Source organism: Burkholderia sp. Ax-1724 (assembly GCF_011752995.1).
GTDB lineage: Bacteria > Pseudomonadota > Gammaproteobacteria > Burkholderiales > Burkholderiaceae > Paraburkholderia.
On record NZ_VWWL01000017.1, the window covers coordinates 166,426 to 187,245 of the forward strand.

15 protein-coding genes and 3 pseudogenes are annotated in these 20,820 nt (G+C 62.1%); 9 read left to right on the forward strand and 9 right to left on the reverse strand.

Going from position 1 to position 20,820, the window contains the following annotated elements:
- The first annotated feature begins 87 nt into the window (after nucleotides 1–87).
- Nucleotides 88–525 carry a type II toxin-antitoxin system RatA family toxin gene (locus F3J19_RS20805; protein ID WP_167045318.1) on the forward strand — a complete coding sequence of 146 codons (438 nt, stop codon included), beginning with the start codon at nucleotides 88–90 and terminating at the stop codon, nucleotides 523–525.
- A complete protein-coding gene (locus F3J19_RS20810; RefSeq protein ID WP_167045321.1) occupies nucleotides 522–854 on the forward strand; it encodes an RnfH family protein in 333 nt (110 codons plus the stop codon). Before F3J19_RS20805 ends, F3J19_RS20810 begins: the two co-directional genes overlap by 4 nt.
- An 84-nt stretch (nucleotides 855–938) precedes the next feature.
- Here the strand turns inward: F3J19_RS20810 and F3J19_RS20815 are convergent, their stop codons facing one another.
- Entirely contained in the window at nucleotides 939–1,916 is a 978-nt protein-coding gene (locus tag F3J19_RS20815; RefSeq protein WP_167045323.1) for a DMT family transporter, read from the reverse strand.
- A 406-nt stretch (nucleotides 1,917–2,322) separates the two neighbouring features.
- Here F3J19_RS20815 and guaB point away from each other — a divergent pair, with 406 nt between their 5' ends.
- The 4 genes from guaB (at nucleotide 2,323) to F3J19_RS20835 (ending at nucleotide 7,902) form a co-directional block, all read left to right on the forward strand.
- On the forward strand, nucleotides 2,323–3,783 hold the full coding sequence (gene guaB, locus F3J19_RS20820; RefSeq protein ID WP_167045326.1) for an IMP dehydrogenase: 1,461 nt from the start codon (nucleotides 2,323–2,325) through the stop codon (nucleotides 3,781–3,783).
- 6 nt (nucleotides 3,784–3,789) lie between these two features.
- Complete coding sequence (locus F3J19_RS20825) at nucleotides 3,790–4,554, forward strand: hypothetical protein (protein WP_167045329.1); 765 nt, start codon at nucleotides 3,790–3,792, stop codon at nucleotides 4,552–4,554.
- A 236-nt stretch (nucleotides 4,555–4,790) separates the two neighbouring features.
- On the forward strand, nucleotides 4,791–6,374 hold the full coding sequence (gene guaA, locus F3J19_RS20830) for a glutamine-hydrolyzing GMP synthase (RefSeq protein ID WP_167045332.1): 1,584 nt from the start codon (nucleotides 4,791–4,793) through the stop codon (nucleotides 6,372–6,374).
- 223 nt (nucleotides 6,375–6,597) lie between these two features.
- A complete protein-coding gene (locus F3J19_RS20835) occupies nucleotides 6,598–7,902 on the forward strand; it encodes a site-specific integrase (protein ID WP_167045335.1) in 1,305 nt (434 codons plus the stop codon).
- Nucleotides 7,903–8,615: 713 nt separating this feature from the next.
- Here F3J19_RS20835 and F3J19_RS20840 read toward each other — a convergent pair.
- The 4 genes and pseudogenes from F3J19_RS20840 to F3J19_RS20855 all read right to left on the reverse strand — a co-directional run.
- Nucleotides 8,616–9,287: pseudogene (locus F3J19_RS20840) on the reverse strand (ABC transporter substrate-binding protein); the annotation flags it as partial.
- A 132-nt stretch (nucleotides 9,288–9,419) separates the two neighbouring features.
- A complete protein-coding gene (locus F3J19_RS20845) occupies nucleotides 9,420–10,646 on the reverse strand; it encodes a porin (protein WP_167045391.1) in 1,227 nt (408 codons plus the stop codon).
- A 74-nt stretch (nucleotides 10,647–10,720) separates the two neighbouring features.
- A complete protein-coding gene (locus F3J19_RS20850; RefSeq protein ID WP_167045338.1) occupies nucleotides 10,721–12,046 on the reverse strand; it encodes an MFS transporter in 1,326 nt (441 codons plus the stop codon).
- A gap of 58 nt (nucleotides 12,047–12,104) precedes the next feature.
- Nucleotides 12,105–13,166: a lactonase family protein gene (locus tag F3J19_RS20855; RefSeq protein WP_167045341.1), complete on the reverse strand. Its 1,062-nt coding sequence runs from the start codon at nucleotides 13,164–13,166 to the stop codon at nucleotides 12,105–12,107.
- Between the two features lie 263 nt (nucleotides 13,167–13,429).
- Between F3J19_RS20855 and acnA the strand changes: the two genes are divergently transcribed.
- The 3 genes and pseudogenes from acnA to F3J19_RS20870 all read left to right on the forward strand — a co-directional run bounded on the left by acnA (nucleotide 13,430) and on the right by F3J19_RS20870 (nucleotide 17,756).
- On the forward strand, nucleotides 13,430–16,054 hold the full coding sequence (gene acnA / locus F3J19_RS20860; protein ID WP_167045344.1) for an aconitate hydratase AcnA: 2,625 nt from the start codon (nucleotides 13,430–13,432) through the stop codon (nucleotides 16,052–16,054).
- A 35-nt stretch (nucleotides 16,055–16,089) separates the two neighbouring features.
- Nucleotides 16,090–17,025: pseudogene (locus F3J19_RS20865) on the forward strand (GntR family transcriptional regulator).
- A complete protein-coding gene (locus F3J19_RS20870; RefSeq protein WP_167045347.1) occupies nucleotides 17,022–17,756 on the forward strand; it encodes an ABC transporter substrate-binding protein in 735 nt (244 codons plus the stop codon). The pseudogene F3J19_RS20865 and the gene F3J19_RS20870 overlap by 4 nt, the downstream one beginning before the upstream one ends.
- Before the next feature lie 195 nt (nucleotides 17,757–17,951).
- On the opposite strand, the pseudogene F3J19_RS20875 reads toward F3J19_RS20870, so the two are convergent.
- The 4 genes and pseudogenes from F3J19_RS20875 to F3J19_RS20890 all read right to left on the reverse strand — a co-directional run.
- A pseudogene (locus F3J19_RS20875) lies at nucleotides 17,952–18,781 on the reverse strand (LysR substrate-binding domain-containing protein); the annotation flags it as partial.
- Between the two features lie 582 nt (nucleotides 18,782–19,363).
- A complete protein-coding gene (locus F3J19_RS20880; protein WP_167045350.1) occupies nucleotides 19,364–19,789 on the reverse strand; it encodes a hypothetical protein in 426 nt (141 codons plus the stop codon).
- Between the two features lie 10 nt (nucleotides 19,790–19,799).
- Entirely contained in the window at nucleotides 19,800–20,234 is a 435-nt protein-coding gene (locus F3J19_RS20885) for an NAD(P)H-binding protein (RefSeq protein ID WP_167045353.1), read from the reverse strand.
- Nucleotides 20,231–20,689, reverse strand: coding sequence for an MFS transporter (locus tag F3J19_RS20890; RefSeq protein WP_167045356.1), 459 nt, complete (start codon nucleotides 20,687–20,689; stop codon nucleotides 20,231–20,233). The genes F3J19_RS20885 and F3J19_RS20890 overlap by 4 nt, the downstream gene beginning before the upstream one ends.
- Nucleotides 20,690–20,820 lie beyond the last annotated feature (131 nt).

Below are 20,820 nucleotides of genomic sequence, written 5' to 3' on the forward strand. Positions count from 1 at the left end.
TCAACTCGTTTAAAATCACGATTTTAGCAAAGCGGGGCAAGGAAAGCCCGCCGCGCTCGTCCACCCTTGCCACGCGTTGTTCAATTTATGGCAGATGTCCAGAAAACCGTGTTGATTCGCCATTCGGCGGAACAGATGTTCGACCTCGTCACCGACGTCGCCGATTACCCCAATTTCCTGCCCTGGTGCGGGGGCGTCGAAATTCGCCGCCAGGACGAAACCGGCATGGAGGCGCGGATCGACATCAACTTCAAGGGCATCAAGCAGCATTTTGCGACGCGCAACTCGATGGAGCGGCCCACGCGCATCGACATGGAATTCGCCGACGGCCCGTTTCGCAAGTTCACCGGCTTCTGGCGCTTCACGCCGCTGCGTGCTGATGCGTGCAAGATCGAATTCGCGCTGCACTACGAATTCACCAGCATCCTGCTCGAAAAAATCATCGGCCCGGTGTTCAATCACATCGCCAATACGTTCGTCGAATCTTTCGTGAAGCGCGCCGATCAGCGCTACGGCAAGGCATGAGCGCGCGGCTGTCGGTTGAAGTCTGCTACGCGCTGGCCGAAGCGCAAACGCTGATTCCGGTCGAGCTGCCCGAGGGCGCGACGCTGCAGCAGGCGATCGACGCGAGCGGCATTCTGCGGCGTTTCCCGTCGATCGATCTCGCCACGCAGAAGGTGGGCGTGTTCGGCAAGCTCAGGCCGCTCGACACGGTGCTCGCCGATCATGACCGCGTCGAAATCTACCGGCCGCTGCTCGTGGACCCGAAGGTGTCGCGCCAGCGCCGCGTCGAGAAGACGCGCAAGGCGGGCTCGATCGAAGGGCGCCGCTGGCTGAACAAGGATTCGCGTTAGGCGAGGGCGGCGGCGTGCGCCCGGCAAGGCGTTATCGCCGTCCCTGTATCGCTGTTCCTGTATCGCGGCGGTGCGCGCTTTTTCTCAATGCGCCGAAGCCTGCGCCTTGTCCTCGATAGGCGTCGTTCCGGACGCATCGCCGTCCGAATGCCGGCGCACCGACCAGCAGACTCCCGCCACGAGCAGCAGGATCGCCGCCAGTTCGAGCGGCCGCGGCAGGCGCTGGTCGTAAATGAACGCGTAGAGCAGCGCGAACAGCGTCTCGAACACGATCATCTGGCCGGACAGCGTGAGCGGCAGCCGTTTCGCCGCGGCGTTCCACAGGCCGTTGCCGAGCCACGACGCGCCGACCGCGAGCGCGAGATTGAGCAGCCAGAACGTGTGCCAGCGCGCGGGCGCCGGTTCGCCGAGCGGACCGCCCGACGGCAGCACCGCAATCACGAGCCACAGCGTCGCGCCGAGCGCGCCCGTCACGACACCCCACAGCACCGACCACTCGTTGCCGCTGAAATGCGTCTGACGCTGCAGATAGCGGGCGTTTTCGACCGCGAACCACGTCCAGCAGACGAGCGCGCCGACCGCGCAGGCGACGCCGATAAGCCGTGTCGCGACGCTCACCGGCGTGGCGGCCGCCGCCGTGAACACGTCGACGTTGATGCAGACGATGCCCGCCGTCACGGTCGCGAGCGGCCAGACGAGGCGCGCAAGCGGCACCGCGCCGTGATCGCGCCGGCCCATCAGCGTGACCGTGACCGGCAGCACGCCGACGATCAGCGATGCCGGCGCGATGCCGATCAGGTGGACCGCCGCCGTCAGCAGCAGGTAATAGGCGATATTGCCGACGAGCGCGAGCTTGACGAGCGCGATCAGGTCTTCGCGAGCGAGGCGTTGGGCGAGCGAGCGCGCCGTCGGCAGCACGGCGACCAGCGAAACGAGGCCGTACATCGTGTAGCGGCCCGCGACGATCAGCAGCGGCGAAAAGTCGGGCAGCACGCGCGGCACCAGAAAGATCATGCCCCATAAGGCCCCGGCCATTACCCCATATGCCACACCGCGCTGCATCGACTGCCCCTGCAAGAAAACTGGAATGGTCCGCAGAATAGCCGTTCGGCGGGGGGGCGTCTTGTTCGATCCTGCACTCGGGCGGTCGAGAGCCGTTTTGGGTCGTTCGGGACCGTTGCGGGCTGGCGGGCGGTTTTTTCGGCACGCTTGCGCCGGTTGCTCCGTTCGCTTCGATCGTTTCGCACAGCTCAGGCTGCCGAGGCCATTCGCCGCTACCCGCCGTTTCCCCCTCGCGTGCCTGTGAACGCACAAACGAAACCCGATTGAAACCGGCGCGAACGGGCAAGCGAAATGACCGGCCCCGGAAACCGGAAAAAATCGCCTGAAATTCGCTAAGCTGCTGTTCGCGCAGTGAAATCCGGGGAGGTATCGCGTATAATTCGCTTTTGCGCCTATAGGATTTGCCATGCGTCTGATCCAAACAGCACTCACGTTCGATGACGTGCTCCTCGTCCCGGCCTTTTCCGACGTTCTGCCGCGCGACACCAGCCTCAAGACCCGGCTGACCCGCAACATCTCCCTCAACATGCCGCTCGTGTCCGCCGCGATGGACACCGTTACCGAAGCTCGCCTCGCCATTGCCATGGCGCAAATGGGCGGCGTCGGCATCATTCACAAGAACCTCACGCCGGCCGAGCAGGCGCGCGAGGTCGCCAAGGTCAAGCGTTTCGAGTCGGGCGTGGTGCGTGATCCAATCACGGTGCCGCCGCAAATGAAGGTGCGCGACGTGATCGCGCTGTCGCGCCAGCATGGCATTTCCGGCTTCCCGGTCGTCGAAGGCGCGCAACTGATCGGCATCGTCACGAACCGCGACCTGCGCTTCGAGGAGCGTCTGGACGAGCCGGTGCGCAGCATCATGACGCCGCGCGAGCGCCTCGTTACCGTCAGGGAAGGCACACCGCTCGCCGAAGCGAAGGCGCTCATGCACCACCACCGCCTCGAGCGCGTGCTCGTCGTCAACGACGCGTTCGAGCTGCGCGGCCTGATGACCGTCAAGGACATCACGAAGCAGACCGAGCACCCGGACGCATGCAAGGACGAACACGGCAAGCTGCGCGCGGGCGCGGCGGTCGGCGTCGGCGCGGACAACGAAGAGCGCGTCGAGCTGCTCGTGCAGGCCGGCGTCGACGTGATCGTCGTCGATACCGCGCACGGCCACAGCAAGGGCGTGCTCGAGCGCGTCAAGTGGGTCAAGCAGAACTTCCCGCACGTCGAGGTGATCGGCGGCAACATCGCGACGGCAGCGGCCGCGAAGGCGCTCGTCGAGCACGGCGCGGACGGCGTCAAGGTCGGTATCGGCCCGGGTTCGATCTGCACGACGCGGATCGTCGCCGGCGTTGGCGTGCCGCAGGTCACCGCAATCTCCAACGTCTCCGAAGCGCTGCGAGGCACGGGCGTGCCGGTCATCGCCGACGGCGGCGTGCGCTTCTCGGGCGACGTCAGCAAGGCGCTGGCGGCGGGCGCGAGCGCGGTCATGATGGGCAGCATGTTCGCCGGCACCGAAGAAGCGCCGGGCGAAGTGTTCCTGTACCAGGGCCGCCAGTACAAGTCCTACCGCGGCATGGGCTCGGTCGGTGCGATGAAGGACGGCGCCGCGGACCGCTACTTCCAGGACAACTCGGCGAATATCGACAAGCTCGTGCCGGAAGGCATCGAAGGGCGCGTCGCCTACAAGGGCTCGGTCAATGCGATCCTGTTCCAGCTGATCGGCGGCGTGCGCGCGAGCATGGGTTATTGCGGCTGCCGCACCATCGCCGAGATGAACGAGAAGGCCGAGTTCGTGCAGATTACCGGCGCGGGCCTGCGCGAGTCGCACGTGCACGACGTGCAGATCACCAAGGAAGCGCCCAACTATCACGTGGACTAAACGCCCATGAAGCCATTGCTGCGCGTTGTACTGATCCTCGATGCGTTGTTGCTGCTGGCGTTCGGCCTGCTGTTCCTGCTGACGCCGTGGACTTCGCTGTACAACGCGCTGCAACTGGTGCAAACGCAGCCGGCGTTGATCGGCCAGGCGTTCGGCGTCGCGCTGATCGGGCTTGCGTGGCTCGCGGTGCATGCGTCGTTCGACGGGGCGATGACGTCGACGGTCGCGAAGGTGGTCGGCCATGTGCACTGGCTGACCGGCGTGCTGATGCTGGTCTGGTTGCTGGGCCTGCGTTCGCCGTCGCTGACGGGCTTCGGGCAGATCGTCTCGGTGCTGGCCGGTGTCGTGCTGGTGCTGATCGGCCTGGGCGGCGTGCGGTTGGCGGGCGCGGTGCGGCGGCGCGAGAAGGGGATCGTTGCCAATTCCTCTTCGGGCAAAGCCGATAAACGAGCCGACAAGCGTGCCGACAGGCAGGCGGAGAAAGAGGCCGGCAGCGAAGCCGCACGGCGGCGCGATCTCGAACGTGACAGCGTGCGCGAGCCCGGTGTCTCGGCGGGCTTTCCGGCCTATCGCGCCGAGCCGGTCATCGAGCCTGTGATGCCGGCCACGCGGCCCGTCAATCCCGCGGCTGCCGCATCCGCCACATCGCCTGCCACGCCGGCCGCCGCATCGGCCGGTGGTGCCGCAAGCGCCGTCAATCCCGGCGCGGCTGCACCGGGCGACGCCCGCAGCGACGCGTCCGGCACGTCCCGGCCGCCGTTTCATGGCTGACGCGCCGCGCGCCACGCCGTCCGCCGAAGCTACCGGGTTTCGTTCGCGCGCGCCGCAGGCTGCCGGCAAAGGCGTTGGCCGTGCCAGGGTGTTTTGCAGTGCGCTCCATCGTGGTGTTTCATGTTCGCGTCGCGGTTCCGCCGCTGTTGCGCGGATCGCCTTGAACGCTTTGAATTCGACGCCGCGCCTCGCGCGCGGCATTCCGTATCCGCTCACTTCTGATTCCGTCCGCTGCCATGCATGACAAGATCCTGATCCTCGACTTCGGTTCGCAAGTCACCCAACTGATTGCACGTCGCGTTCGCGAAGCCAACGTGTATTCGGAAATCCATCCGTACGACGTCGACGCGTCGTTTATCCGCGACTTCGCGCCGAAGGGCGTGATTCTCTCGGGCGGCCCGAGCTCGGTCACCGAGGACGACACGCCGCGCGTGCCGCAAGCCGTGTTCGAACTCGGCGTGCCGGTGCTCGGCATCTGCTACGGCATGCAGGCGATGGCCCAGCAGCTCGGCGGCAAGGTCGACATCGGCCATCTGCGCGAATTCGGCTACGCCGAAGTGCGCGCGCGCAACCATACGAGCCTGCTCGAAGGCATCAGCGATTTCACCACGCCCGAAGGCCACGGCATGCTCAAGGTGTGGATGAGCCACGGCGATAAGGTGCTCGAAATGCCGCCGGGCTTCGCGCTGATGGCATCGACGGAGTCGTGCCCGATCGCCGCGATGGCCGACGAACAGCGCCGCTTCTACGGCCTGCAATGGCACCCGGAAGTCACGCACACGGTGCAGGGCCGCGCGATGCTCGAACGCTTCGTGCTGCAGATCTGCGGCGCGAAGGCCGATTGGGAAATGGGCCACTACATCGACGAAGCCGTCGCGAAGATTCGCGAGCAGGTCGGCAACGAGCACGTCATTCTGGGGCTGTCGGGCGGCGTGGATTCGTCGGTGGCGGCGGCGCTGCTGCATCGCGCGATCGGTAATCAGCTGACCTGCGTGTTCGTCGATCATGGTCTGTTGCGCCTGAACGAAGCCGAGCAGGTGATGGCGCTGTTCGCCGATCACCTCGGCGTGAAGGTGATCCACGTCGACGCGAGCGAGGCGTTCCTCGGCAAGCTCGCCGGCGTGACCGATCCGGAAGCGAAGCGCAAGATCATCGGCGCGGAATTCGTCGAGGTGTTCCAGGCCGAGGCCGGCAAGCTGACCGATGCGAAGTGGCTCGCGCAAGGCACGATCTATCCGGACGTGATCGAGTCGGCGGGCAAGGGCAAGAAGGCCGCGCAGACGATCAAGAGCCACCACAACGTGGGCGGCCTGCCCGAGACGCTGAACCTGAAGCTGCTCGAACCGTTGCGCGAACTGTTCAAGGACGAAGTGCGCGAACTCGGCGTGAAGCTCGGTTTGCCGCATTCGATGGTGTATCGCCATCCGTTCCCGGGCCCAGGCCTCGGCGTGCGGATTCTCGGCGAAGTGAAGCGCGATTTCGCGGACCTGCTGCGCCGCGCGGACGCGATTTTCATCGAGACGCTGCGCAACACCATCGACAAGGAAACCGGCAAGTCCTGGTACGACCTGACGAGCCAGGCGTTCGCGGTGTTCCTGCCGGTGAAGAGCGTCGGCGTGATGGGCGACGGGCGTACTTACGAGTACGTGGTCGCGCTGCGCGCGGTGCAGACGCTCGACTTCATGACCGCGCACTGGGCGCATCTGCCGCATGAACTGCTTGGGCACGTGTCGAACCGGATCATTAACGAGGTGCGGGGGATTAACCGGGTTGTTTATGACATATCGGGGAAGCCGCCGGCGACGATTGAGTGGGAGTAAATCAAAATGTTCTGCAGCAGTCTGCAGAACTCCAGGTTCTCCTTCTTTTCCCTACAAAATCAAGGGTTTATTGACCAGTGGGGTCTAATGGGGACTGACAACAGCTGAGCGCTACCGGCGGTATGTTTGACGGTATAGCATTTTGCTCTGCGGACGATCCAACGCGATACCGTCACGACGCTTGACGGTATCAGGTGACGGTATCAGTTCACGGAGGTATTGCATGCTTACCGATCTCGAGTTACGGGCGCTCAAGCCCGCCGGCAGGATCTACAAGGTGGCCGACCAGCGCGGCCTGTATGTGGCCGTTACGTCGTCTGGGGTGGCTAGTTTCCGGTTTGACTATCGCCTCAATGGGCGTCGCGAGACGCTCGTCATTGGCCGCTATGACGTCCGGCTCCCCGCGCGGGGTGTCCGGGAGATGCACGAACTGAGCTACGGGATGTCGCTCAGTCTCGCTGAAGCGCGGCTCCTTCTCGAACGGGCGCGGCGAGAGGTCGAGCAGGGTACCAGTCCATCAAGAGCCAAGGTCGAAAAGCGCGTTGAAGCAGCCGAGGCGCTGACGTTCGGCAAGTGGGCGGAGAAATATTTCGCGGAAGTCAGCCTCGCGGAGTCGACCCGCGCAATGAGGCAGTCCGTCTATGAGCGGAATCTCGCGGCAGAATTCGGACGGCTGAAGCTCGAGGAAATCACGCCGTCGCGTCTGATGGCCAGGTGCGAGAAGATTAAGGAGAGGGGTGCCGCCGCTCCCGCAGTGCAGGCGCGCGATATCGTGCTGCAGGTCTACCGTTTCGTGCAGGCGAGGGGGCTCAAGGTGGACAATCCGGCAGAAGCCATCAGGCCCTCGGCCATCGCCCGGTTCAAGCCACGTGACCGGGCACTGACGCCGGCCGAACTCCACGTGTTCTTCAGGGCGCTAGAACGGACGCCCACCCTGCCTACGCTGCGTCTGGCTGTCAAGTTCATGCTCCTGACTATGGTGCGCAAATCCGAATTCATCCTGGCAACATGGGATGAGGTGGACTTCAATGCGGCAGTCTGGACAATTCCGAAAGACCGGATGAAGGCCGGGCGCCCGCACAATGTCTATCTGAGCCAGCAGGCCCTGGATATCCTGGTCACCTTCAAGACGTGCTTTGGCGCCAGCTCGTACCTGCATCCCGGTCGTTACGAGACAAAATTGCCGATAAGTGCAGCCACCCTGAATCGCGTGATCGACGCTGCCATCAAGCTCATTCGCGAGAGCGGGAACGAGGACTTCGAATCCTTCTCGGTACATGATCTGCGAAGGACGGCCAGCACGCAGTTGCATGAAGCCGGGTTCAACAGTGACTGGATAGAAAAATGTCTGGCGCACGAGCAGCGCGGGGTGAGAGCGGTGTACAACAAGGCCGAATATGCCGAGCAGCGGAGGACGATGCTGCAAGCGTGGGCGGATACGCTTGACGGGTGGATAGCAAAGAATCCTGCGTCGGATAGCGTTGCTCACGTACAGTTTGCCGCGCGCGGTTTAAGTCTGACCGCGTAAAAGCGTTCGTGTGCGTCGGGGCGGTGTTAGCGTGTCTTCGCTGAAACGGAGCGGAGACACGATTGTCATTTGCCAAATGATCGGGGGGAGCGTAGGGTAAGTATATTTCTCGATCTCGAAATTTTGATGTACTCCTGAACGTACTTACCTGTGTCCGGATTGCTTTGTTCCCAGATGGACGGCTGCGGATCAAAAACTCCATGGGTTATGTTGATCGATAATTTGGTTTGGATTCCTTTTTACTTATTTGAGAAATTGTTCGATGCCCAGGAGAGGACTCGAATTTAACACGTAACAGACTGAAAAATAACAAGAAAATTGATTCCGATAACGACGTTATACGCACCTGTATACGCAAAAACCTTGGATGTTAGCGGCGCGTTGTGGCTCACGTGGGACGAATATTCTCTCGGGAGGACGCTACTCTAGATTCCTTGAAGAACGAACCAATGAGCTAACGATGGGCCTTTTGGCAGATCGGTCCTGGGACATTGCGGCTCCTACAAACTGCAAGTCTGTCCCCAGTTGATGGCAATGAGATTTTGCTCAGTCGTCCGCACCCGCTCAAGCAACCCTTAAGCCAGATCACGCCATCATTCAAGAAATTCGCATTATGAGGAGTCGATACATTATTGGCTCCCGCTATTTGGCAGATGAAACCAAGCAAACTAAGCTGAACTATTACTTCATGGGGCTTTTCTTCGTCCGGTAAATGGGTAGATTCCGCCGAGCGCCTTCTGCGTCCCGTCGACGGTTCGCATGTCCACCATAACGGACGCATCGCCCTTTTGAAGCAGGCGTGACACGGTAGGCTCGGTCGTCATGCCTGCGTCGATGCGCCGTTGCTGAACCGCGGCGATGAACGAGTTGTCGGCCCCGACAGGTAGCGTCGAATACTCCTTCGACGCAATGCCGAATTTGCGCGCCATATAGCGCGTGAGAAAGTCAGTCGATGAGCCGAGTCCCGTCACACCCAGGGTCTTTCCCTTTGCGTCGGCCATGCTTTTCATCGGAGACGCCTTCGAGACGACCTCGACTTCACCTGGAACCTGCAGGAACGTTGCAATGGACCGGACATCCTTGCCCTTGCTTTGAAGGTCGATCGTATGATCGTACGCGCCCGCGATTGCCTGAACGGAACCGGAGAGCAGCTCGTTCTCGGCATCGACGCCGGCCGGCTGCGAAAGCAGTTCGACGTGCAGCTTCTCGTCCTTGAAGTAGCCGAGCTGATCGGCGAGCTTGGTAGGCAGGTAGATGAACTTTGCGATACCGCCGACCATGATCGAGATGGTCTGGTTGTCGTCGGCCCGCGCGGGCGAGATGGCAACCACGCTTGCAAGTGCGATGGCTGTGCAGAAAAGACGTGCTTTCGGCGATTTGTTCATGGTTTTTCTCTCGGAAGGGTCTTCAGGTCAAAAGCAACCGGAGCGAGACGCTCTGTAGCGTGCAGTCACGTCCCACCCCGGCTTGTCGCCGTGAGCCCGCTGTCGTCTCCGGGACCGCGGGTTCGCGAGGCGTCAGAACTTGTGCCGGATGCCGACGCGCAGGGAAACCTGCTTGTCGGTGGTGGAGGGTGTCAAGCCAGTGATCTGCGCAACGGCGCTCTGCCCGGTCGAATCGGTGCCGCTCGCCTTTTCGTAGACCGCCAGCGTGTAGACATCGGTCCGGGCCGAGAGGAAATAGTCGAGCCCGGCGCTGAAAAGGTTGTAGTTGGCACCATCCCTGCCGCCTGCGCCCCCGTTGCGTGTGTAGTCGTAAGCGAGACCGGCCAGCAGTGAAGGTGTGAGCTGGTATCTCGCGTTGATTTCCACGTTATTGAAGGCGGCCGTGCCTTGGTAATGCAGTGTGTTCGGTCCCGACGCGGAGCCCATCTCCTCGAATCGGGTATTCGAATACGCGAGATTCACATTGAGCGAGCCAAACGTCACACCGGCACCTACGCCTGCGATCTCGAGGCGGTTCGCGGACGCGTACCCAGCGAACACAGGATTGCTTTGCGGGCTCGTCGTGCTGCCGAAGCTGCCCAGATTATTGGTCGTCGCCGGGCCAGCGTTCGGATTGGCACCGAAGAACGAGGTGTTCGGATTGCGCATGTTCAGGTAGCCCGCACCGAGCGAGAAGGGGCCATGTGAGTAGGACGCGCCCGCACCCCAGATCCAGTTGCTCGAAAACGAACCCGGCGTGCCGCCGAGGTTCATCATCGCTTCGACGGTCAGCCCCTGGTAGTTTGCGCTGCGGAACTTGATCGAGTTGTTGATGCGGCGGGTATTGAGCGCATTGTCCAGATCGCTCGGGTGTGAGCTCATATAGCCGCCCCATTGCGGCGCGGCGAGAAACGGCCCGAAGTTGTCGACCACGGGATCATACTGGCGACCCAGCGTCACGGTGCCGACAGGGTTTCCCAGGCCGACGTAGGCCTGCCGACCAAACAGAGCGCCTCCCTGATTGAGCGCGCCATTATTGCTGTAAATCCCGCTCTCCAGCACGAATAGTGACTTGAGACCGCCACCCAGGTCCTCTGTGCCTTTCAAACCCCAGCGGCTGCCTTGGAGGCCCGCCGAGCCGCCTTCGATCATCGCGATCTGATGGCCCCCTACCAGACCGGACGCCGTTTTTGCCGTCTGGACGTTATTCGTGTAATTGACCCCGCTATCGATAATGCCGTACAGCGTTACGCTGCTTTGCGCGTGGGCAAGACCGGCAATGCCGCTCAGTACTGCGAATGATAGGGCGGACTTCTTCATCGGAATGATCTCCAGTTGCTTCATGTTATTGACTACATGTGGCTTCTCATCGGGCACTACTGCCCGACGCGAAGTCAGTGAGTTTGATTCGGGACGGCCTCAGTAGCGTCGTCGGTATCGTGCCCATTGATGCGGATGAAATACGTCATCAGGAACGACATGACCAGCAGTGCCGACAGAAACAGCAGGCCGGGCGTTGCGCTTTTTCCTGCGCCCTGGAGATATCCGATTGCGAACGGTCCAACGAATCCGCCGAGATTACCCACCGAATTGATGACTGCAATGGCGACCGCGGCCGTAGAACGGGTGAGGAACAGCGTGGGCAGTGCCCAGAACGGGGATTTGAACGCGTAGAGTCCCGCCAGGCTCAGGCTGATCAACGAGATCGATACGTAGGGATTCGTCGACAGGCCGGCGCCCAGCAGCGCGAGCGCAGCGACGCCGAGAGGGATCGCTGAATGCAGGCGTCGTTCGTTGTGGCGATCCGAGCTTCTGGACCACATCACCATGGCGATCGTCGCGAAAATGTACGGCACCATGGCGATGAGGCCGACCTGGGTGTGGCTCAACGTCTTGGAAAATCCCTTGATGATCTGAGGCATCCAGTAGCCGACACCGAGACTGCCGCATTGGTAGACGAAGTAGATGAACGACAGGTACAGCACTTTCGGATTGGTCATCGCTTTGAGCGAGCCGAAATGCTTTGCCTTGGGGCGGGACTTTCGATCGTTTGCCAGTTCGCCCAGCAGCCATTCGCGCTCGTGAGGCTTGAGCCACTTCGCATCGGCGGGCCGGTCGGTCAGATAGAAGAAGCACAGTACGCCGCCGATCAGCGCGGGCGCACCTTCCAGAACGAGCATCCAGCGCCAGCCGCTCCAGTTCAGCCACTGCGCGTTGTCCATGACCCATGTGCTGAGCGGTGCGCCGATGATGTACGAGACCGGAATGGCGGCCGTGAACAGTGCGACCGTGGTCGCGAGTTCCTTCGCGCGGAACCAGTACGTCAGATAGACGATGATGCCGGGGAAAAAGCCGGCCTCGGCCACGCCGAGCAAAAAGCGCAGCACATAAAGCTGCGTGGCGTTCTGCACGAATGCGGAGCCCACGGAAACGATGCCCCATGTCACCAGAATGCGGGCTATCCAGATGCGCGCGCCGAACTTGTTGAGCATGACGTTGCTCGGCACCTCGAACAGGAAGTAGCCGATGAAGAAGATGCCCGAGGCGAAGCCGAATGCCTCGCTGCTCAGCGCCAGCTCATGATTCATCTGCAACGCCGCGTAGCCGATGTTCGCGCGGTCGATGTACGAAATGATGTAGAGGATGAAAACGAACGGGATGATGCGCCACGTGATCTTGCGTACGAGCGCATGTTCGTCGATTGCAGTATTTGCTTGCATGTGTTTCTCCACCGGCGGCCGAGGCCCGCCAGGTTTCGCGTGGAATCGAAAGAGCGTGTCAGGCGTGGCGCGGTGAGAACACCATGCAAACCGGGCTGCCCGACGGGGCGACGAAGCCGGTCGGTGCGAGGGTGCCCGACTGGGCATCGACGGAGAACGCCACGATGGTGTCGCTGTCCTCGTTCAGCACATACATGAAGCGGCCATCGGGTGTGCTCGTCATGAACCGTGGCGTCTTGCCTTGCGCAGGAATCGCATTCAGGAAGCGCAGATGTCCGTTCGATGCATCGATACTGAACACGGCAATGCTGTCGTCGCCGCGGTTCGACGCATAGACGAATCGGCCGGTGCGATCGACTTCGATCTCCGAGCCGCGGCTATCACCCGTGTAGGTGTCGGGCAGACTCGAAAGCACTTGCAGTGGCGTGAGCGAGCCGTTGGCCGCATCGTAGCCATACGTCGTGACCGTCGAATCGAGCTCGTTGACGACCCATGCATGACGGCCGTCCGGATGAAACGCGATATGGCGTGGCCCCGCACCCTCGCGGGAAACGACGAAGGGCGTCTCGGCCGGCGCGAGCTGGCCGTTTTCGAAACGGAACGAGAACGTACGGTCGAGTCCCTTGTCCGGAACGATCACGAAGCGGCCCGTGGGATCGAACGGATTGAAGTGCGGCTTCGACTGCTTCTGTTCGATGCGATGCGGACCGATCGGGCCTTCCAGGTGCACGAGTTGCGAGAGCGGTTCGAGCGAGCCGTCGGCGGCGATAGGCAGCACCGCGAGGCTCGCGCCGATGTGATTCGACACGACCACGTAGCGACCGGTCGGGTCGATCGCGAGATGCACGGGATTTTTGCCTTCGGTGCTCCGGCGATTGATGAACGCGAGCTTGCCGCTGATCTTGTCGACCTTGAACGCGCTGATGTCGCTCAGGTCGCCATGCACGGTGTAAAGATGCTTGCCGTCCCGGCTCAACGCAAGGAACGACGGGTTGACCAGGTCCTTGACGAGTTGCACGAGCGTGAGCGCGCCGGTCTGCGTATCGACCTGGTACACGCTGATGCCATCGCCGCGGGCGTTTCGTTCGCGCGTGGTGCGCGAACCGACATAAGCAAACATGGATTTCTTTCCTTTCAAAACGATGTGCGCCGGATCCTCTTCGTCCGCGAAAACCGTCCGCGGGGCCGTGCCCAGCGTCGCGAGCGCGACAAACGAGGCTGCGCCCAGCACGAGGTCACGCCGGGACCGGCAGGGGAGCTCATGCGCCCCCAATTCTGGCGTGGGTAACGAGATGCCGGGTTTGTTCACGCTGTCTCCTGATTTTGGTACGTCGGGTTTCCACTTGATTGCATTTTGACCAGGAGAAGTGCAAAAATACAGTTATGGAAAACACCGACACCCCCCTCATCTCCAGTCTCGACGTTGCCGGCGCGAGCTTGCGTTTCGTCGATCTGCCCGCAATGTTTGGCGCGGAATTGCGCGACTTGCCCGTCGTGCTGCGTCTGCTGCTCGAAAACGTCATTCGTAATACGGATGACGACGAGCGCCGCCATGCCGTGACAGCGATACTCGCGTGGCGTGAGCGCGGCACCAGCGAGCACGAAATCGCGTTCCAACCCAATCGCGTGTTGATGCACGACACGACGAGCACGCCCGCGCTGGTCGACATCGCCGCCATGCGCGACGCGCTGGCCGAGGCTGGCGCCGATCCCGCCGCGCTCAATCCCGTACTGCCTGTCGATTCGTCGGTGGACCATTCGCTCGCGGTCGAATACTTCGGCAAGCCCGATGCCGCGCCGAACAATCTCGCGCTCGAACTGCGCCGCAATGAGGAGCGCTACCGCTTTCTGCGCTGGGCCTCGCAGGCGCTCACTGGCGTGCGTATCCATCCGCCTGGCACGGGCATCATGCATACGATCAATCTCGAGCAACTCGCGACGGTCGTCACTCGCGTGGAGCGCGACGGTGAGCAATGGGCCGTGCCCGATACGCTGATCGGCACGGACAGCCACACGCCGATGATCAACGGCATCGGCGTGCTCGGCTGGGGCGTGGGCGGACTCGAAGCGCAGACGGTGATGTTCGGCATGCCGGTGATGCAGCGCATTCCGGACGTGATCGGCGTGCGCCTGACGGGCGCGTTGAGGCCGGGCTCGCTCGCCACAGACCTCGCGCTCACGGTCACGCAGCGCCTGCGCGCGATAGGCGTGTCGGGCGAATTCGTCGAATTCTTCGGGCCGGGCGTTTCGACGCTGAGCGCGGGAGAGCGCTCGGTCGTCGCGAACATGGCGCCGGAGTACGGTGCATCGACGGGCTTTTTCCCGGTGGACGCACGCACGCTCGACTATCTGAGCGCCACAAATCGCAACGAAGCAACCGTGCAACTGGTTGAAGCGTTCACGCGTGCGGCCGGTCTGTGGTTCGATCCCGAGGCCGCGCCGCGCTACACGCGCACGATCGACATCGACCTATCCAGCATCGGCATGCATGTCGCGGGACCGCGTCGCCCGCAGGATCTGCTCGATTACACGGCATTGCCTGCCACGCTTGCGAAGCTCGACTTCACGCCGAAATCGAAGCACGCAACGATGCCGCGTCATCCCGTAGCGATCGCGGCGATCACGAGCTGCACGAACACCTCTGATCCGGCGTTGTTGATCGCCGCCGGTCTTGTGGCGCGCAAGGCGCGCGCGAAAGGCCTGACGGTGCCGGCATGGATCAAGACATCTCTCGCGCCCGGGTCGCCCGCTGCCGCTTCATATCTCGAACGCGCGGGTTTGATCGACGATCTTTCTGCCGTGGGCTTCGATATCGTCGGCTATGGCTGCACGACCTGCATCGGCAACTCCGGGCCGCTCACCGAAAGCGTGCGCATGGCTCAGGCTGAAGGCAGCATTTATCCCGTCGCGGTGCTGTCGGGCAACCGCAATTTCGCGGGGCGCATTCATCCCGATCTCGATCTCGGTTTCATCATGTCGCCGCCGCTCGTGATCGCGTTCGCCCTTGCGGGGGATGCCGAAACCGACCTGGGCCGGGAGCCCGTGCAAGTCGGCGCCGATGGCACGCCGATCTGGCTGCGCGATCTCTGGCCCACGCGCGAAGAAGTGGCCGCGCTCGTCGAGCAATCGGCCGATCCAGAGGACTACCCGCGCGCATTCGCCGTGGCGAGCCGCAATCCGGCGTGGCACGAACTCGATGCACCATCGGGCGCACGCTTTCCGTGGAACCCCGCGTCCACTGCATTGCGCCGTCCGCCGTTCGCCGCGGTCGATCAGGGCAGTCAGCTCGGCAGCTATCGCGCCTATCCGTTGCTCGTGCTCGGCGACGATATCACGACCGACCATATCTCGCCGGCGAGCGCGATTCCGAAAGACAGCTTCGTGGCTGATTTCCTCGTCTCGCGCGGCGACGATCGCAACGACCTCAACGTATTCGCCTCGCGCCGCGGCAATTGGGAAGTGATGATGCGCGCGGCGTTCTACAGCAAGACACTCGTGAACCGCCTGAAGCCGGACATGCCGGTCGCTCACACGCTGCACGCGCCGAGCGGCGACGTTCTGCCCATTTTCGAGGCTGCGCAACGCTACGCGGCGGGGGGCGATTCCGTCGTGCTCGTCGCAGGTGAACGCTATGGCACGGGCTCGTCGCGCGACTGGGCCGCGAAGGGCCAGCGGCTGCTCGGCATACGTGCGGTGCTGGCCGCGAGCTTCGAGCGCATCCATCGCTCGAATCTGATCGGCATGGGTATCCTGCCGTTGCGATTCGCGCCCGGCACCCATCCGGATACACTCGCGCTCGGGCCGGGTGATATGCTCGAAGTCGACGCCGCCGCCGCCGCTATCACTCCACGCTGTGCGGTGCCGGTTCGGGTCGTGCGCGCCGATGGCCGCGTCGAGCCGATCGACGTCCGCGCCGCCGTCGAGACGCAGCTCGAATGCAAATTGTTGCGCTCGGGCGGCGTCATTCCGCTAATCCTGCAAAAGAATCTCGCGACCGTGAAAGGCTGACAGCAAGCCCTGCGCGGCGCAGCTGGCTGATAGAGATGATTGACCGCTCCATTGCAACCCAGATACTCGAACTGATCAGCAACGAAGGGCTCGAGGCCGGCGCGCATTTGCCCGCGCAGATGCTTGCCGACCGGCTTCGCGTGTCGCGCTCGCCCGTGAACGAAGCGCTCGCGCTGCTGCACGAGAAGGGCGTGCTGACGCGCGAGAAAAACCGTGGCTTCTTCGTGGCACGGCCGCTCATCGACCCGCTTTCCGACGTGGTCAGCGAACTGGGACTTGGCGGCACGAGCATCGTGACGAGCGTCTATTTCCAGATTGCCGATGATCGACTCAAAGGGCTTCTGTCGGGCGTCGTGTCCTAGCAGTTGATCCGGACCCGCTACGGTCTGACGAACGCGCAAGTAACAGCGGTGTTGAACCGGATCGCCCAGGAGGGGTGGGCCGAGCGCAAGCCCGGCTATGGTTGGGAATTCTCGCCAATGCTCACGACCCCCGACAGCCTGCTCAAGTCGTACCGCTTGCGTCTCGCGCTGGAGCCCGCCGCGCTGCTCGAGCCCGGCTACCGGCTCGAACGCAAGGTACTCGAGCGTTGCCGCGAGGTCGAAATGCACCTGCTTGCCGGTGGTATCGAAACCGACACCGCCGACCAGTTGCACGATCGCGGCGTGCGTTTTCACGAGTCGCTCGTCGAGGCGTCGGGCAACAGCTTTTTCATCGATACCATTCGCCGTGTGAACCGTGTGCGTCGCCTGATCTCCTACCGATCGATGCAGCATCGCGAGCGCTACGTGGAGCATGCGAAGCAGCATCTGCACGTGCTCGAACTGCTGGAGCGCGAGCGCAACGAAGAGGCGTCCGAGGAACTACGGCAGCACCTGTTGCATACCCTGGAGGCTTTGGCGAGCATCCGGGAAATTCTCGATTCCGGGCCGGACGATCAACGCACGGCTCAACCTGAAACGACCTTATGACTATCGATTCCGCCGCCGTCAAGGCCTTCGCTCCCACCGGCACGCTTCGCGCGTCCATCAATCTTGGCAATCCCATCCTCGCGAACCGCGATCCGCAGTCGGGCGAGCCGACTGGCGTATCGGTCGATCTCGCGCGTGCATTCGCACAACGCCTTGGCGTGTCGCTCGAACTCGTAGTGTTCGACGCAGCAGGCAAGTCGGTCGAGGCGGTCAGCGATGAGCGCGCGGATTTTGGTTTCTTCGCCGTCGATCCGAAGCGCGGCGAAACCATTGCGTTCACCGCGCCATACGTGCTGATCGAAGGCTTTTATCTCGTCCGCGACGAGTCGACGATCCGCACGAATGCTGAGGTCGATCAGCCGCACAACCGGGTGGCCGTGGGCAACGGCAGCGCGTACGACCTGTTTCTCTCGCGGGAACTCAAGGCAGCGCAGATCGTGCGCGCGCCCACCTCGCCGACGGTGGTTCAAACCTTCCTCGAGCAATCGCTCGAAGTGGCCGCCGGCGTCAAACAGCAGCTGGAAGCCGACGCCGCAAAAACCGGCGGACTGCGCCTGCTCGACGAACGCTTCATGGTCATCCGGCAGGCGATGGGTGTCGCAAAGAGCCGCGGGGAAACCGCAGCCGACGTGTTACTTGCGTTCGTCGAGGACATGAAGCGAAATGGCTTCGTCGCAGAGGCACTTGAACGCCACCGCATTGTCGGCGCCTCTGTTGCACCACTCGAGTAAATCGCGGGGACGGAATGGGTACGGTCGGGCCGCCGGACGACCGTTTCAGGAAACGCTACTGCCACGCGGATGCCCAAACATAGTCATGGTTGAGCGGTCGAATGTGGCGGTGCACTGCCAGTCGACGGCAGTCCAGGCTGGACCGTCCCACTATCGCCAGTTGGCGCGGGTAGCGTCGAGCGGCTTGGCGTCCGCTTATCGGGCCGGTATCGACGTGTCCTCTTGCGCGAGTCGGGTCAAGACGTCAGCCAGCGCGCGAATCTTGGTTTGCGCGACGCGTTGTGAAGGATAGACGATGAAATGGCCCAGGCCATTTTGCGCAACCTCGCTGAACGGCATGACGAGTGCCCTCGCCTCAAGGCGTTCCTTCGCCATCCGAGGGTCGCCAACTGCGACGCCATGCCCTTGTGCCTCGGCGGTAAGCATCAATTCGAGGGTATCAAAGACGAGTCCGTCATTGGCGTTGAACTCGCTCGCGCCAACATGATCGAGCCAGCATCGCCACTCCTTGGGGCGGTGTCCCGGATGGAGCAATTTGACCCGAGCAAGGTCAGCTACGGATGTCAGCAATGCGGCCAGTTCGACCGTACACATCGGCGTCAGTCGTTCTGAAACAACGGTATCGCGTCCATGCCCGCCCAATGTCCGGCTCTACGCACAACCATGACGTCGACGTCGGGCGTGGTGAAATCCGGCGGATCGTCTGCCGATGTATGGATGCGCAATTCTGTCCGGGGCAGTGCGAAATTGATCACTGAAAGCCGCGGCAGCAACCAGCGAATCGCCAACGTGGACGGTAACCGCAGGGCGAGAGCAGACTCGGAATGGGCGGGAACGTCTGCGTGTCTAACCAGTTGTGTGAGCAGGTTCACGGCCACCGTCAGCAAGGCGTTTCCTTCTGCTGTCAGTGTCAGCCCTGACGCATGGCGCACGAAAAGGGCGCATCGATAATGAGCTTCCAGTTGCTGGACCTGTCGGCTCACTGCGCCCTGGGTTCGACACAGATGGTCAGCGGCCTTGCTAAGAAAGTGGCCGAGAATGTATGCAGGTATCATGCAAAACACGCCCGGGTTTGACAATCGGCGATTTGAAAAGGGAGCTTTTGGCAAACAAATGTGACGGTGCTGTGGTGCGAGCTTCGGGTAAAGCTCAGGAAAGGACATCTTTTGCAAGGAGAAATTGGCTCGTGCGACGCCATCCGTGATGCTGAGATCCAGAGGCATACTCAAACTGGTTTAATCTTGATGCATGATGCCTTGAGCGTTTCTCCCGTTCGCACGCCGATTGGGAGATTTCGCGGTGCCCTCACTCCATTGAGCGCTGAGGCGCTTGCTGCGACAGTGATCAAAGTGTTGATGAACCTATAGGGCGGATTTGGCTCACGGGAGCATTGTTATCAGGCAACAAGATACCGCTCTCGGTGCAGCGAACGAGTGCTCGCCAATGACATTGCGCGTAGCCGAAAACCTTCGCGAGCCGCGTCAAACCTGCGGCGTCAGCTGCAGAAATCGCTAACGACAACGCTCAGCCAGCCATCGCCGAAGGTCGTGATGCTGGCAGGAGACCGAAGTCGAAATCGGTACGTTTGACGCCGCCGGGCGTGCAGGTCAAGGCAAAAGCGGGATTTCCCGTAGCACGTTATCCATCGAGAGTGGCGCGCGGCCGACCAGACGTTCAAAATCTCCGGTTAGCGCGGTCATGAACCCGGCCCGCATTGCCTGCGAATAGGCTACACGGCGCGTTTCCAGCTCCGGGGGCAGTCCCTCGCGTTGCAACAGGTGGCGGTATTCCCCGTCAGTGATCGATTCGTATCGCACCTTCGAACCAATCACGGTACTGATCAGTGCGGCGAGGTCATCGAAGGCGAGCAACTGAGGACCACTGAGGCGGTAGGCGTGGTTGCCAGGCAGCATTGAGACTAGCGCACACGCCGCCGCTTCAGCGAGATCGGATCGGGCGATAAATGGCAAGGCCGCGGCGCCTGACGCCATGCGGAATACGCCATCGCTCTTTGACGCTTCGGCAATGCGCATCGCCACGTTGTCAATGTACGGGCGCGTTGCGCAACATGGTCCACGCGCATCCCGACGCCATGATGTGGGCCTCGGTCAACCGATGCACGCGAGCGACGGCGCTGGGCGATGCCGGCGCCACATCGAAGAAGCTCGTGTAGACGATGCGCTTCACGCCCGCACGGCGTGCTGCATCCACGGCGGTTGCGTGGAGTCTGATCCGGTCTTCATCGTTGCCTTCCACCGAGATCATCAGCAGCGTATCGACGCCGGAAAAGGCTTCCAGGAGCGATGCAGGATTACCGAAGTCGGCGTAACGTACCTCGTTGACGATATCAGTTGGCAGGTCGGCGGTTTCAGGGTGTCGGGTGCACGCAACGACCCCACGGTTGGGCTGCTTGAGTCGCGCCAGATTCGTGATGACTTCACGTCCCAGATGGCCGGTCGCACCGGTGATTCCAATCATTTTGCCTCCTGCGTGTTGGATGTCTGCCGCTCGCGAATGAACAACAGCAACAGGACCGATGCAACAAGCGACATTGCGCTCAGCGCGTACAGCCCCGAAACCTGAGTCCCGGTCCTGTCGGTGATGATGCCTATGGCGAACGGGCTAACGAAGCCGGCCAGGTTGCCCACTGAGTTGATGAAGGCGAACCCGACCACTGCAGCGGCTCCCGTCAGACGCCTCGCAACCACCGCCCAGAAAACCGGAATGGAACTGAGGATGCCGACTGAGACCAGCGTCATGCCGACCAGACCCATTGCGGTATCGTGGATCCAGATTGCCGTGATCAAAAGCCCGATGGCTGAAAGCAGGCTACATAACACCAGATAGCGAGAACGGTCCTGAGCGCGATCCGACATCTTTGCGATGAACAGCATGCCCGCGACGGTAAACAGATAGGGTATCGACGACAGCATCCCCACTTGTTGATTTGCACGGAATCCTGACCCACGATTTGCATTGAATTCTGACCCACCCGTTGGACCAGCTTTTCGTGTTATTCAGTGGGTATTTGGGTCTTCTTTCTCTCCTTCTTTGGCTGTGTCGT